Raw genomic sequence first — 14,208 nt, forward strand, 5'->3', positions numbered from 1 at the left:
GTAAATTTATCCGTTAGAAACTTTTAATTTCATTCCCGGTTTTAATCTACTACCACTAATACCATTCCACTTTTGAATATTTTTTACACTAACTCCCGAAAATTTTCTAGAAATGCTCCATAAAGAATCTCCTTGCTTCACTGTGTAGGTTTTCATAGATGAAGATTTTCCTTTGCTAGAAGTATTTACGCTTGCAGTAGTTACCGGTTTTCTAGGATAAATGCTTAATCGCTGTCCTACTTTTAATCGGTTACTACGCAATCCATTCCAACGTTTAATTTGACTAATTCCAACCCCATATTTGGAAGCAATTTTTCCTAAAAAATCTCCGCTTCTTACCTTATAACGTATTTTATCCTCTGCATTTACATAGGTAGGTAAAGATTTTTCTTCTTTCTCTTTTGCGATTTGATCCTCCACAAAATTGTAAATAAGATTCTCATTAGATACAAATACTCCAGCTTCCCTTAACGGAAGTCTTATGTAATACTCTTCATCCTCTTGGTAAGGAATAATATCAATCTTATAACTTGGATTTAAAAAACTCAACAACTCTTTGTCTACGCCAGTAACCGTTGCAATTTGATCAAATTTGATAAGTTTCTTTACTTTAATCGTGTCGGTTTCAAAATAGGTAATTTCTGGTCGGTATGGTTTAAAGCCGTGTTCTTCGGCATACTCAAACATATACATAGTAGCGATAAATGCAGGCACATAGCCTGCGGTTTCTCTAGGTAAATAGTTTCTTAATTCCCAATAGTTTGTATTTCCGCCGCTTCTACGAATGGCTTTGGCCACATTTCCTGGACCTGAGTTATACGAAGCCAATGCCAAATCCCAATCTCCAAAAGTTTTATAAAGATTGGCCAAATATTGACACGCCGCCTCTGTAGATAGTACAGGATCCATACGCTCATCTACGTAACTACTCACATCTAAACCATGCATTTTCCCCGTAGCGAACATAAATTGCCACAAACCAGTAGCTCCTACTCTAGATTTTGCTCTAGGATTTAAAGCCGATTCAACAATGGCTAGATATTTCATCTCTAAGGGAATGTCGTATTTATCTAACTTCTCCTCAAAAAGCGGAAAGTAATACTGACTCAATGAAAGCAGCCGTTCTACCGACTCTTTTCTTCGTTTAATATAATAGTTAATCACACTTTCTAAAGATGGATTATATTCTACATTAAATGGTGTTTTGGCATTAATTCTTGCCAATCTCGCCTTCAAGGTATCTGTAGATACTACTTTGTAATTCACAGAATCTAAATCTGCCACCATCAAGACCGACTCATTCATGGTTTCATAAAGATCTGAATTAAGAAGCTTAGCTTTCCATAAAGAATCTACTTCTCTAGCAGACTGATAATCTCCCAAAAATATCTGAGTAGAGTCTTTTTGAATACTCGGCATAGGTTGAACCGAAGCAAAACCAGGAACCACCCGCTTTACTAATTGCTTTGTATCGTTCGCTTCCAAAACCTGTTTCTCAGGAATAGAATCTTTCTCTTTTATGGGCTGTCCTTGAGCAAACCCTGCAAAAGAAGTGATTAAAAATGCAACTGCCAATATCTTATTCATACGTGTAGTTTTCTATAATTTCATCAAAAATTGTTCCTTATACCAATTTGACAGCATAATGTCGACATAAGAAACAGGTTAGATATAACATCATCTGTTCGGTTTGGTATTAGCTGTTTTTTATGGCTTCAATACCAGGTAAAGACTTTCCTTCTAACATTTCTAACATCGCGCCTCCTCCTGTAGAAACATAACTTACTTTATCTTCAAAACCAAACTGTTTTACCGCAGCAACGCTATCGCCTCCTCCAACTAACGAAAAAGCACCAGCTTTTGTTGCTTTGGTAATCGCATTTCCTAAAGCGATGGTTCCTTTAGCAAAATTAGACATTTCAAAAACTCCTAATGGTCCATTCCATAATATAATTTTAGATTTCGCAATCACTTCAGCAAATATTTTATTAGTTTTTTCACCCACATCTAATCCCATCCAGCCTTCTGGGATTTGGTCTATTTTTTCAGTTTTAAAGTTGGCATCATTAGAGAACGCATCGGCTATAACCGCATCTACAGGTAAATGAACTTCTACATTTTTGGCTTTGGCTTGTTTTAAGATGTCTAGCGCCAATTCTAATTTATCATCTTCTACTAAAGAATCTCCCACACTTCCGCCTCGAGCTTTAATAAAAGTAAACGTCATTCCGCCGCCAATAATTAAATGATCTATTTTATCTAAAATATTTTCAATCACCGTAATTTTAGAAGACACTTTTGCTCCACCTAAAATCGCTGTTACTGGTTTTTCGTTAGAGTTAAACACCTTATCAATACTTTCTATTTCTTTGGCAAGTAAATATCCAAAGCATTTATCTTCAAAATAATTAGCCACTACCGTGGTAGAAGCATGCGCTCTATGTGCCGTTCCAAAAGCATCGTTTACATAAATATCTCCATGCTTTGATAAAGCTTCGGCGAAAGTCTCATCTCCTTTTTTCTCTTCGTCGTGAAACCTAAGGTTTTCTAGCAAAAGAATCTCTCCGTTGCTTAAATTTTTAGAGGCGTCCGAAGCTTTATCGCCTATGCAATTCTCCGTAAATTTTACTTGAACACCAATAACCTCAGACACTTTATTTACAATATGCTTCAAAGAATATTTGTCTTCTTTGCCAGAAGGTCTCCCCAAATGCGACATTAAAACCACACTCCCTCCATCTTCTAAAATCTTGGTAATGGTTTTTTTAGCCGATTGGATTCGGGTCGCATCGGTTACCTCAAATTTGTCATTGAGAGGAACATTAAAATCTACGCGCACAAGGGCTTTTTTATCTTTAAAATTATAGTCGTTAAGTGTTTTCATGAAAAGTTTTTTTCAAAGTTAAATATTTCTCACATTTGGAGGTAGCAAGCTCTAAAATAAATTAATTTTTGGTTAATTTCGCTCTTCTATGTTATTTTCAGAAATTTTAGGATTAGAGCACATTAAAAAGCACCTTAGCACGAGCGTAGATCGTGGCAGAATACCGCATGCTCAACTTTTTGTAGGAAAAAACGGAAGCGGAACCTTGCCTATGGCGATCGCGTATGCACAACATGTATTGTGTTCTAAAAATGAACGCGAAGAAGCTTGTCTAACTGCTTTTAAAAAACTTGCGCATCCCGATTTACATTTTACCTATCCTGTAGCCAATAATGACAGGGTAAAGAAAAATGCTACTGCGGAAGATTTTACAGGAGAATGGAGAGATTTTGTTTTAGATTCTCCCTACGGAAGTGTTTTTGACTGGTATCAATGTTTAGGAATTGAAAATAAACAAGGAAACATTAGTGTAAGAGATGCTCAAAATGTCTTGAAAACGTTGAGTTTAAAATCTTACGAAGGTGGTTATAAAATAATGATTATTTGGGAAGCCGATAAACTAAACACTTCTGCCTCCAACAAGCTCTTAAAACTCATTGAAGAGCCGCCAAATAATACCATCTTTATTCTAATTACTGAAAATGAAGAGCAGATTTTACAAACTATACGCTCTCGTTGCCAAGCTTTGCATTTTCCGCCATTAGGAGAAAAAGTGATTGCTACCGCTTTAGAGAAAAAGGGAATTGCTGCAGCAGAAGCTTTAAAAATTGCCCATAAATCTGACGGAAGCTATACGCAAGCTTTAAGCATGCTCGAGCAGCATGAAAGTGAAGCTATTTTTGAAACTTGGTTTATTACTTGGGTGCGATCTGCTTTTAGAGCTAAAGGAAACAAAGCTGCTATTAAAGACATCTTGCAGTGGAGTGAAGATATTGCAGCTACAGGTAGAGAGACGCAAAAAAGATTTTTACACTACTGCTTAGACTTTTTTAGGCAAGCCATGTTGTATAATTATAACAGCCAGTCATTAGTATATCTAGAACCTGATACGCCAGGATTTGAGCTAAGAAAATTTGCACCTTTTGTACATGGAAGCAATATGATTCAAATTACCGAAGAGATAGAAAAGGCAATTTACCATATTGAACGGAATGTAAATTCTAAAATCACCTTAGCAGATTTATCTATTAAGCTTACCCGATTACTACATCAAAAGGAATAAATTCTTTAAATTATCGGATCCAATTCATGAATGTGAGATGGAGCGCAGACGATATCTCTCTTCGAAATGGTTTGAGGTTGATTTAAAACTCAGTTTCGAGAAACATCATAAAAAAAGCCCGCTTAATAGCGCGCTTTTCAAAGTATTTTATGAAAGGATCTTATTTAACCGATTCATTTAAAGCTTTTAAAACTTCATCTGTAATGTCCTTTCCTTCTTTAGCGAACATAATGTTAGCCGACTCGTTAGATCCAAAAATATAAGTGTATCCATTCTTTTCACCGTAATCTGCAACAAAATCTTTTACAGTGGTAATTAAAGAATCAATAACCACATCGCTTTCTTCTCTTAATTGGTTGCTTTGCATTTGCTGCTGACGTTGTAATTGTTGTTGTTTTTGCATCAACATAGACTCTTTCTCTTGCTTTTGAGCATCAGACATAGAAGTAGATTGCTCTTGGTAAGCTTGTACTTCTTTTTGAAACTGCATCGCAACGGAATCCAATTCTTTTTTAAGCTTATCAGATTTTTTGGTAAACCTTGCTTCCGTAGATTTCATTTCTTTAAAATCTTGAATCAATTTGGTATTATTTACGTAAGCCGTTTTTTCTTGGTTACAAGATGATAATACTACAGCTCCGAAAACTAAAAGGATGATTTTCTTCATTTTCATTCTATTAAAATTTTTTGCTAAAGTAATAAGTATTCTAGAAACATCAGCGGAAAAATTGCGTATATTTAAAAACTATGCCTCATAAATTTTTGATAAATAATATCTATATAAAATTACTCCAATTTAAACGTTTTAAGCTAAATTCTAATAAATTTAGTTACAAAAGTACTTTGATTCTCTAAAAGTTGCTTACACGCCTTCATTTTAGCTTTTTGAATGTATAAATGAGAGAAGAATGATTTTTGGCGGAATTTGCATTCATATTACTTTTTAAACCTATATAAAATGCTTTGAGAGGATTCTTAGACTTATTCTTATATTTTTCAGAAAGTAAACTTACATAAAAAGAATCAAAGTTTAAAGGTTTTACTTCTTTTAACTCAATCTCATGTTCTTTAAAAATTCGTGTGATTCCTCTTTTAGAAAAATGCCATAAATGTCGAGGCACATCATAAGCCGCCCAATACTCTTTATAATATTGAGCATCGTAGCTCTCAAAATTAGGAACCGCAATCACCAATACTCCGTTAGGTTGAAGTAATTTCCTTAATTGCTGAATTTGTTCTTCTAGATTAGGCACATGTTCTAACACATGCCATAGAGTAATTACATCAAAATATTGATTCTTTACCGCAGCTAAATCTTCAAATAAATTAATGCCTTTAGCCTTTGCTAATTTTCTAGCCTTTTCATTAGGCTCTACTCCACTTACCTTCCAATTCTTCTGCGAAATAAAATGTAGGAAATCCCCAGTTCCCGCTCCTACATCTAAAAGTGTTTTTTCTTCCGTAGAAAAAGAATTAATGAGTTGAAGCTTTTTGGAAAGCATCCTTTTTTTTACCCACTGATAAGCTTTATCAAATAATCTTTTGGAAGCATCCGTATGAGAAATGTAATCTTCGCTCTCGTAATAATTAGGTAATTCTTCTAGTGAAGGCTGCGGAGTTGTAATTAGGATATCTTGATGTTTATTCCAAATCAGTTCAAAAGTTTCACCAGAAACACTATGATCCTTGCACGTTAAATAAACTGCTTTACTTTTTTGCATTTCTTAGTTTAAATAATGTTTATACTTCAAAAGTTTGTTAATAATGGCTTTACTTCTCATACTAGAACCTGCTAGAACATCATTCCCTTCTTTATCGGTGACCTGAATATGTACAAAATAATAATATGTAGTATCTGGATTTGGATCTTCGTCTTTATTCAGATTTTCATTATCGGTTTTTAAAGACTCCCTAATGATATAACCAAGTAAATTTACCATTACATCTTTATCCCTAGAAGTAATTATAAGAACGTTTAATTCTTCATCAGGATACAGTTGATCTGTTGTAAAATTAAACGGCATATAAGATGTATCTAACCTGAAGAACGAGATCGATTTTTTCTCAAAATCTTTTTTATTCCCAGGATATTCAAACACAAATTTAGACGCGGTTTCCTCCTTATTCTGAATTAATTCATAGGCATCAATCTTCTTCGCTCTATGGGTATAAAAACAAGATTGCAATAAGAATGAGATTCCGAAAAGAACTAAAAAATTTTTTATCATATCCTCATGTTCCACGTGGAACATTTCTAATTATCTGCCCAAATAAACCAATAATACCGAAATATCTGCTGGACTCACCCCGCTTACTCTAGACGCTTGAGAAACGGTAGTAGGTTGAATTTTATTTAACTTCTCTCGCGCCTCCATAGACATGGATTGAATTGGAGAGTAATCAAAATTAGCAGGAATCTTCAAATTCTCTAAACGATGAAGCTTATCCGCGTTATTCTTTTCCTTATTAATATACCCCGAATATTTCACCTGAATTTCGGCTTGTTCTAATACCTCTTCATCCAATTGATGTTCTTGCACATAATTTTCTACAGCTTCAAATTTTCTAACATCTTGCATAGAGATATTAGGACGAGCAAACAATTTAAACATTTTGCCGCTTTGTTTTACTGGAGCAGAATTATTACGTTTTAACACAGGATTTGCTTCTTCTGGAGTAACACTGGTTTGTTTAAAAAAGTCGACAAAATTTAAAGAAGCTTCTTTCTTCTCTTTCATTCGATTTAATCTATTTTCTCCTGCCAATCCAATTTGATAAGATTTTTCCGTTAAACGGAAGTCGGCATTATCTTGTCTTAACAAGGTGCGGTATTCTGCACGCGAGGTAAACATACGATAAGGCTCTTCTGTACCTTTAGTAATTAAATCATCGATAAGAACGCCTATATAAGCCTCGTCACGTTGCAAAGTAAATTCTTCTCGTTCTTGTACTTTTAAAGCCGCATTGATGCCTGCCATTAAACCTTGCGAAGCGGCTTCTTCATAACCTGTGGTACCGTTAATCTGTCCTGCAAAATAAAGGCCGTTAACTAATTTGGTTTCTAGAGTATGTCTTAGTTGTGTTGGCGGAAAATAATCGTATTCTATAGCATAACCCGGTCTAAAAAATTTCACCTTTTCAAATCCTTCTACAGATTTTAATGCGTTGTATTGCACATCTTCTGGTAAGCTAGTAGAGAAACCATTCACATAGTATTCTACGGTATTCCAACCTTCTGGTTCTACAAAGAGTTGGTGACGGTCTTTATCAGCAAAGCGATTAATCTTATCTTCTATACTTGGGCAGTATCGAGGTCCTACACTTTCAATTCTTCCATTAAACATGGGAGAGCGATCAAAACCTTCTCGCAACACATCGTGCACCAATGTCGAGGTGTACGTCATATGGCAAGAGCGTTGTTTTTCTAATGGTTTCGTAATATCTAAATAAGAAAATTTCGCAGGAATTTCATCTCCGGGTTGTTCAATCATTTTAGAAAAATCTAAAGAACGACCATCTACTCTTGGTGGCGTTCCTGTTTTCATTCTTCCAGATTCAAAACCCATTTCAATTAAATCGGCTGTTATTCCTGTGGCGGCTCTTTCTCCTGCTCTTCCCCCACCAAAGTTTTTATCACCAATATGAATCAATCCATTTAAAAAAGTACCGTTGGTAAGAATAACAGATTTAGATTTTATTTCGATACCTAAAGAAGTTTTCACTCCTTTAATTTCGTCTTTCTCTATAATCAATCCAGAAACCATTTCTTGATAGAAATCTAGATTCGGAGTTTTTTCTAACATCAATCGCCAATCTTCAGCAAAACGCATGCGGTCACTTTGTACACGCGGACTCCACATGGCGGGTCCTTTACTTTTATTCAGCATTTTAAACTGAATGGCGCTGGTATCACTTACGATTCCGCTATAACCTCCCAAAGCATCAATTTCTCGAACAATCTGCCCTTTGGCAATTCCGCCCATAGCGGGATTACAAGACATTTGAGCAATATTTTGGAGACTCATGGTAATCAATAAAGTCTTGCTTCCCATATTTGCAGCAGCAGCAGCAGCCTCGCTACCTGCGTGGCCCCCTCCCACAACAATTACATCATATTCTTCTAAAAACATAGGTGTTTTTTCTATTGTTCCACGTGGAACATTTTCATTTTTTCATTCTCTTTCTTCCTCATCAGCGCTTCTTCCTGTGGTGTTTTGTCATTAAAACCACACAAATGAAGAACCCCATGACTCATCACTCGTCGCAGTTCATCATCAAAACTTACATTAAAATCTTTGGCATTCTCAGCAAGTCGCTCGGTAGAAATGTAAATATCACTATTAATTTGTTTCCCCATATTATAGTTAAACGTAATGATATCGGTAAGCGTATCGTGATCCAAATAGTCTTTATTAAGTTTTAATAAATAATCGTCATCACAAAATATATAACTGATTTCTCCTTCTGAAAAACCTTCTGATGCTATTATATGAGAAATCCACTTTTCGTAATCTATTTCTTCTGATAAAATAAAATCATTTTCGCTAAAAAACTGAATCATTCTTTTTGGGTAAAGTATTCTTTTACAATCTCTTGATAATTTTTTTGCAAAGGTAAGGCTTGTCTATTTAATATTTCAGTAGTATTAAAATAATCTTTAGCGGTTGTTTTAAGGCTATTAGCGTCATTACTAAAATCCTTATCATTGGTTTCAGAAGTTCTTTTTTGTTCTTCTCCTTGCTGAAGCAAAGCTTGTTCCATCTCTAATAAACGGTGTTCTATTTGTTTCATTTTAGAGCCGGTATTTTTTGTAACACCTTTGGTAAGCAATTCATCTTCTATCTGTTCCATTGCCCGAGATAGTCGTTTGGCTTCTGACCCCAAATTTTGTTGTTTAATCATGTCATTTAATTGCATACGTAGAAATTGCTGTTCTTTAAAGATTTCAAATAATTCTTTACTCATCTTTTCAGAATCTCCGTCGCCTCCACTTTCTCCATTCTTACCTTCACCATCAGGTTTCCCTTGCCCCGGTTGTTGTCCATTTTCACCTTGTTCACCTTCCTTTCCTTCGCCAGGTTTTTTACCACCTTCTCCTTTCTTGCCTTCACCTGGTTTCTTTCCTTTTTCTCCAGCTTTCTCTCCTAATTCTCCTTGTTTCTTGATAATATCCTTAAGTTGAAAACCTGCTCCTTGTCCTTGTCCTTCCTTTCCATTACCAGAAGAACCTTGTCCTTCACCTTGAGCATTCATTTGCATTTGCATTTGCTCTAAACTTTCATTCAGCATATTCGCTAAGTCATTGGCGCCTTTAAATACATACTGCTGACTAGCAACTCCTCTCGCAATTTTATTATCTGCAAAGCGCTCTAAAGCTTTGTCGATATTGAAATTGATATCGGTAATCACTGAAGTAATATTTTCTGAAATCATAGGATTTCTAGAAGCTAAACCAAATAAACTGTCGTCTACATGTTTAAAGTTTTCTTTTAAGGTTTGTTGCTGCTTTAGGTTACGCACGTATCGCGGACTGTTATCATTCAGTTTCTCAAATTGAAGCATAAGCTCTTCTTGTTCAAAAGAAAAACTCATGAGGTTTTCTAAAATTTGACGCAGCATTTCAGCATCTTCTTGCATTTGTTCTTGTCCGCCTTTCGCCATAGCAGATTGCATTTTTTTAGACATCTGCTTCATCTTTTCCGCGGCAGATTGTTGTTTTTTCTGAGCAGATTTTTTGGATGGAGCACTTTCTTCACTTTCCGCTTTTTCACTTTTTTCTAGATCCTCTTTGGCATCATCTTGATCTTTCTTTACAGCATCTTCTTGAGTTTCTTCCCTAGGAATATCCATAGGGCTTTTTAGCTTTTGGTTCTCCTTTTCAAGTTCGTCCATTTGCTTTTGAATATCTTCAAAATCCTTATTGAGTTCTTCTTGGGCTTCAGCGGTATTGTCTTTTTCTTCTAAGCTTAATTTCTCCTGCTCTTTCGCGAGTTCTTGCAAATCAGAAGCAATTTTTTCGGCTTTTTGCTCTACATAATAACGTTTGGTAAGCTCTAATAGTTGTTCTAAAGATTTTTGTTGCGTGGTATTGCGTTTAGACAAGTCTTCCATCTTCTTATGCAAATCTTCCTTGTCTAATTTATCTTGGTATTTTTCTAATTCTTCTAGAAGCTGGTCGTTCTTTTCTATCTGTTTTTGACTCTTCTCCAAGCGTTTTTCCAATTCTTTTTTTAAAGGGTCATTCGTCTTCAACTCTTCCAGATTTTGCTTCATCTTCTCTGTGTAGGACTTCATCAATTCATCTTGCCTACGCTGGCGCTCAGTAAAATTTCTAAGCTTTTCTTTATCTTGGTAATTAAGCTGTTTTTTTTCCCGCTGAGATTGATCTAACTGCTTTAATTGCTTGCTTTGCTCTTTCATTTCTTGCAAAGACTCACTCATGCCTTGCATTGCATTCTGTTGGTTTTCTAAGTTTCTTTCCTGTTCCTCTTTATTAGTAAGTAATTGATAACCAAATACTTCACTTTTTTTAGATTTATACTTGTGAAACGCATCATTATCTGTCACTAAGAAGTAAAACTCATAGGGAACTCCTTTTTCTAAATCCAAATCATTCGGAAATTGATAAAAGAATTCGGCATAATCCTTTCCGTTAAACGGAAGTTTTTTAGTCTTGATATCCTTGCGATCTTTAACTGGATAATACACAATTTGAAGGTTGGTAATCGCGTGGTCATCGGTAATCACACCTTTAAAATAATGAATAGCTGCTTGTGTAGAATCTTCCTTTTTTTCTACCTGAATACTAGGGAATTGATCTTTAATTACTTTTAAGGAATAATACAGCTTCTCATAGTCTTTTAAGGAAGCATTTGAAGTTACCACCGCATAATCTGCTGAGTTATAGATGCTTTTTTCCAATAAGAACCGATTGTCTTGCTTTTTAAAAGCATACAAACTATCCAAGCCATCTAGTTTCACTTCATCGGTAGCATTGGTCGAAAGCTCCCACTTTACTTTGGTTCCTTCAGGAATCGTGGCATTTCCGGTTCCTTCCACCACTTCGTCGGGTTGATTGATGTATGCAGGATAATCCAAATACATTTTAAAATCTACTAGTGTTGGCACTGGCATTACTTCAATTTGATACGGTCTAGAGGTAACCTCGTTAGAACTTAGGTAAAAATTGGTGTTGTTTTTAATCCGTGTAAACGTGTATTCAAAAACTCCCAGTGCCACTTCTTTAAGGACAAATTCTTTCTCGTTGATATGTATTTTTGCCGTTTCCGGAATTACTTTTCCTTCCGTAGTAATTTTTAGGGTGATTTGATCATTTTCTTTCACCTGAAGTTTGCTTTCATCCAACTTAAAAGCAAAAGCTGCGGGCGGTTCATACTCGGTATCATAATTCACTACGCGGGCATAACTATCTGAAAACATTTGTTCATTTCCTGAAATATAAATCGCTAAAAATATGGCTAGTGGAATAATCGCATATTTAAGATAACCTACATTACTTTTAAAATTAATGGCTGTAGTAAAAGGTACAGGTTGCAATTCTTTAGATTTCTGCTCAATACTGGCCAACAAAAGGTCTGAATCTTGTAAATGCTTTTCCTTTTGTAATTGAAGAACATTTAAAAGCTTGTCATCTACCTGCGGAAAATGTTTCCCGATCATGTGTGAAGCCTCTTCGTGACTTATTCCACGAGAAAGCTTGAACAATTTACTTAAAGGAATAATAATAAATTTAATAAATAAGGCCACCTCTACTCCAATAAACAACCAAAAAAGAATACTTCGGCTTAAAGAGCTAAGCCATAGAAAATATTCTAAAAAGACGGTCATTAAAAAGTAAAGCAATCCTATTGCAAAAAATAAAATAACTCCTTTTAAAAGTTCGTTGATGTAGAACTTTCTAATAAAGCCTTCTAATTTTTGTTGAATATGCTGGTAGTTGTTCATAATATTTAACTCCTTCTTCTATAACCCCTAAAAATACATAATTTACTTTAGCTACGCTATTAAAATAAAAAAGCTACGAAATCACTCGCTTTTTGTGCTTTATGAATGGATGAAACACTCACTAAAACACCAAATACTAGGCATAGACTATTGGTTTACTTCTAAAGAACATAGTATATTTGCTAAAAAAATAATCATGGCACAAAAAGTAAGAGTACGATTTGCTCCAAGTCCCACAGGACCATTACATATTGGTGGTGTAAGAACTGCACTTTTTAACTATTTATTTGCGAAGAAACACGGCGGAGATTTTATCTTACGTATAGAAGATACAGACCAAACTCGTTATGTAGAAGGAGCCGAAGATTATGTAAAAGAATCCCTTGCTTGGTGCAACATCCCTTATGATGAAGGACCAGGGAAAGAAAAAGACTGCGGACCTTACCGTCAAAGTGAGCGCAAAGATCTTTATAAAAATTATGCGCAGAAGCTTATTGATAGTGGAAATGCATATTATGCTTTTGACTCTGCAGAGGAGTTAGATGCGCATAGGAAAGAGCATGAATCTCAGAGAAAAACCTTTATCTATAACTGGCATAATCGCCTAAAATTAAACAATTCTCTTTTGCTTAGCGCGGAAGAAGTGCAACAAAAAATGAATGCTGGAAAGGCTTATGTAGTTCGATTTAAATCTCCTTCTTCTCAAATTTTGCATATGAGTGATATGATTAGAGGCGGAATTCAAATAGATACCAGTGTCTTGGATGATAAAGTACTTTTTAAAAGCGACGGAATGCCAACGTATCACTTGGCCAATATTGTAGACGATCATTTAATGGAAATAAGCCACGTAATTCGTGGAGAAGAATGGTTGCCTTCTATGCCATTACACGTATTATTATATGAAGCTTTTGGTTGGGAAGCGCCTAAATTTGCTCATTTACCACTTATTCTAAAACCTACAGGAAAAGGTAAATTGAGTAAACGTGACGGCGATAAGTTAGGCTTTCCAGTGTTTCCTTTACAGTGGAAAGATCCAAAAACTGGAGCTATAGCTTCAGGATATCGCGAGGATGGTTATTTACCCGAAACTTTGGTGAATATGCTTGCCTTTTTAGGTTGGAACGCCGGAGAAGGTTCAGAAAAAGAAATGTATTCTTTAGACGAATTAATTGAAGCTTTTAGTTTGGAACACGTGTCTAAATCGGGTTCTAAATTTGATCCTGAAAAAACCAAATGGTTTCAGCATCAATATTTGCAGCTAGAGAATAATTCAGCTTTAGCTAAAGAATATAGTGAAATTTTAAAAGAAAAAGGCCTTACTCCCCCACAAGAAGATGTTATAGAAGTGGTAGCTACCATCAAAGAAAGAGCCACATTTGTGAGTGATTTTTGGGAGTTGAGCAGTTTCTATTTTGTAGCGCCCACAAATTTTGACGCCAAAGCCTATAAAAAAGCTTGGAAAGAAGACACTTCTGCCATTATGAGACAGGTAATTCAGCAATTAGAATCTGTTTCCAATTTTTCTCAAGAAAAGGTTCAAGACGAACTTAAATCTTGGATTACTTCTCAAGAGATAGGTTTTGGAAAAGTGATGCAACCGCTAAGACTTTCGTTGGTTGGGGCTATGAAAGGACCAGATTTATTTCATATTATATCTTTTATAGGAAAAGAAGAAACCATCAAAAGAATTGAGTTTGCCATCTCGCAAGCTTAAAGTTTTCACCTACAATATTCCTTTCATTAAACGAGTTCTATTAAAAGTTAACTAATACCAAAGTAGTAATGAAATGCCGTATTAAACCTCGTTCATTTTTCGTTATATTTTCTTACTCATAGTTTCCGTAGCTAAGGCTATGCAAACTAATCGGAGCGTCATATAACAAAAAAGCAACTTCGCTTTATTTGCGACATTTCAAAACTAATTTGGTATAAAACATCTCGTTATGAAAGGAATTTTTTTTGTGTTCTAGTCTTTTATCAACGAGCCAAACGATTAATTAGTTGACACTATTTTAAAATTGGTACAAGCATAAATACTTATTGATAGATCTTTAAAATAATAGTTATTTTCTTCCTTTTATTACAAATTAAGAAATTCACTTCGGAATAGTATTTCAAAAAACTATAAAATTAG

General features: G+C 35.1%; 10 protein-coding genes. 2 read left to right on the plus strand and 8 right to left on the minus strand.

What is annotated here, in order from left to right:
* Positions 1-6: 6 nt before the first annotated feature.
* Positions 7-1,587 carry a lytic transglycosylase domain-containing protein gene (locus RLT85_RS08495; protein WP_311401604.1) on the minus strand — a complete coding sequence of 527 codons (1,581 nt, stop codon included), beginning with the start codon at positions 1,585-1,587 and terminating at the stop codon, positions 7-9.
* A gap of 109 nt (positions 1,588-1,696) precedes the next feature.
* Entirely contained in the window at positions 1,697-2,884 is a 1,188-nt protein-coding gene (locus tag RLT85_RS08500; protein ID WP_311401605.1) for a phosphoglycerate kinase, read from the minus strand.
* 88 nt (positions 2,885-2,972) lie between these two features.
* On the opposite strand from RLT85_RS08500, the gene RLT85_RS08505 reads away from it, so the two are divergent.
* Positions 2,973-4,106: a DNA polymerase III subunit gene (locus tag RLT85_RS08505; RefSeq protein ID WP_311401606.1), complete on the plus strand. Its 1,134-nt coding sequence runs from the start codon at positions 2,973-2,975 to the stop codon at positions 4,104-4,106.
* A 160-nt stretch (positions 4,107-4,266) separates the two neighbouring features.
* Here RLT85_RS08505 and RLT85_RS08510 read toward each other — a convergent pair whose 3' ends face one another.
* The 6 genes from RLT85_RS08510 to RLT85_RS08535 all read right to left on the minus strand — a co-directional run bounded on the left by RLT85_RS08510 (position 4,267) and on the right by RLT85_RS08535 (position 12,071).
* Complete coding sequence (locus RLT85_RS08510; protein ID WP_311401607.1) at positions 4,267-4,779, minus strand: OmpH/Skp family outer membrane protein; 513 nt, start codon at positions 4,777-4,779, stop codon at positions 4,267-4,269.
* A gap of 199 nt (positions 4,780-4,978) precedes the next feature.
* A complete protein-coding gene (locus tag RLT85_RS08515) occupies positions 4,979-5,827 on the minus strand; it encodes a class I SAM-dependent methyltransferase (RefSeq protein ID WP_311401608.1) in 849 nt (282 codons plus the stop codon).
* Positions 5,828-5,830: 3 nt separating this feature from the next.
* Positions 5,831-6,334, minus strand: a complete 504-nt coding sequence (locus RLT85_RS08520; protein WP_311401609.1) for a hypothetical protein — start codon at positions 6,332-6,334, stop codon at positions 5,831-5,833.
* 30 nt (positions 6,335-6,364) lie between these two features.
* A complete protein-coding gene (gene mnmG, locus RLT85_RS08525; protein WP_311401610.1) occupies positions 6,365-8,236 on the minus strand; it encodes a tRNA uridine-5-carboxymethylaminomethyl(34) synthesis enzyme MnmG in 1,872 nt (623 codons plus the stop codon).
* An 11-nt stretch (positions 8,237-8,247) separates the two neighbouring features.
* Positions 8,248-8,667, minus strand: a complete 420-nt coding sequence (gene ybeY, locus RLT85_RS08530) for an rRNA maturation RNase YbeY (protein WP_311401611.1) — start codon at positions 8,665-8,667, stop codon at positions 8,248-8,250.
* Positions 8,664-12,071: a coiled-coil domain-containing protein gene (locus tag RLT85_RS08535; protein ID WP_311401612.1), complete on the minus strand. Its 3,408-nt coding sequence runs from the start codon at positions 12,069-12,071 to the stop codon at positions 8,664-8,666. The genes ybeY and RLT85_RS08535 overlap by 4 nt, the downstream gene beginning before the upstream one ends.
* Before the next feature lie 196 nt (positions 12,072-12,267).
* Between RLT85_RS08535 and gltX the strand changes: the two genes are divergently transcribed.
* Positions 12,268-13,788, plus strand: coding sequence for a glutamate--tRNA ligase (gltX, locus tag RLT85_RS08540; RefSeq protein WP_311401613.1), 1,521 nt, complete (start codon positions 12,268-12,270; stop codon positions 13,786-13,788).
* Positions 13,789-14,208: the final 420 nt, after the last annotated feature.

It is taken from the genome of Mesonia ostreae, assembly GCF_031845265.1.
Taxonomy (GTDB): domain Bacteria; phylum Bacteroidota; class Bacteroidia; order Flavobacteriales; family Flavobacteriaceae; genus Mesonia; species Mesonia ostreae.

Excerpts from the sequence above, each read along its gene's own strand:
- RLT85_RS08500 (WP_311401605.1), bottom strand. The coding sequence starts at position 2,884 with ATGAAAACACTTAACGACTATAATTTTAAAGATAAAAAAGCCCTTGTG.
- RLT85_RS08535 (WP_311401612.1), bottom strand. The coding sequence starts at position 12,071 with ATGAACAACTACCAGCATATTCAACAAAAATTAGAAGGCTTTATTAGA.
- RLT85_RS08505 (WP_311401606.1), top strand. The coding sequence starts at position 2,973 with ATGTTATTTTCAGAAATTTTAGGATTAGAGCACATTAAAAAGCACCTT.
- RLT85_RS08520 (WP_311401609.1), bottom strand. The coding sequence starts at position 6,334 with ATGATAAAAAATTTTTTAGTTCTTTTCGGAATCTCATTCTTATTGCAA.
- RLT85_RS08510 (WP_311401607.1), bottom strand. The coding sequence starts at position 4,779 with ATGAAAATGAAGAAAATCATCCTTTTAGTTTTCGGAGCTGTAGTATTA.
- RLT85_RS08515 (WP_311401608.1), bottom strand. The coding sequence starts at position 5,827 with ATGCAAAAAAGTAAAGCAGTTTATTTAACGTGCAAGGATCATAGTGTT.
- gltX (WP_311401613.1), top strand. The coding sequence starts at position 12,268 with ATGGCACAAAAAGTAAGAGTACGATTTGCTCCAAGTCCCACAGGACCA.
- ybeY (WP_311401611.1), bottom strand. The coding sequence starts at position 8,667 with ATGATTCAGTTTTTTAGCGAAAATGATTTTATTTTATCAGAAGAAATA.
- RLT85_RS08495 (WP_311401604.1), bottom strand. The coding sequence starts at position 1,587 with ATGAATAAGATATTGGCAGTTGCATTTTTAATCACTTCTTTTGCAGGG.
- mnmG (WP_311401610.1), bottom strand. The coding sequence starts at position 8,236 with ATGTTTTTAGAAGAATATGATGTAATTGTTGTGGGAGGGGGCCACGCA.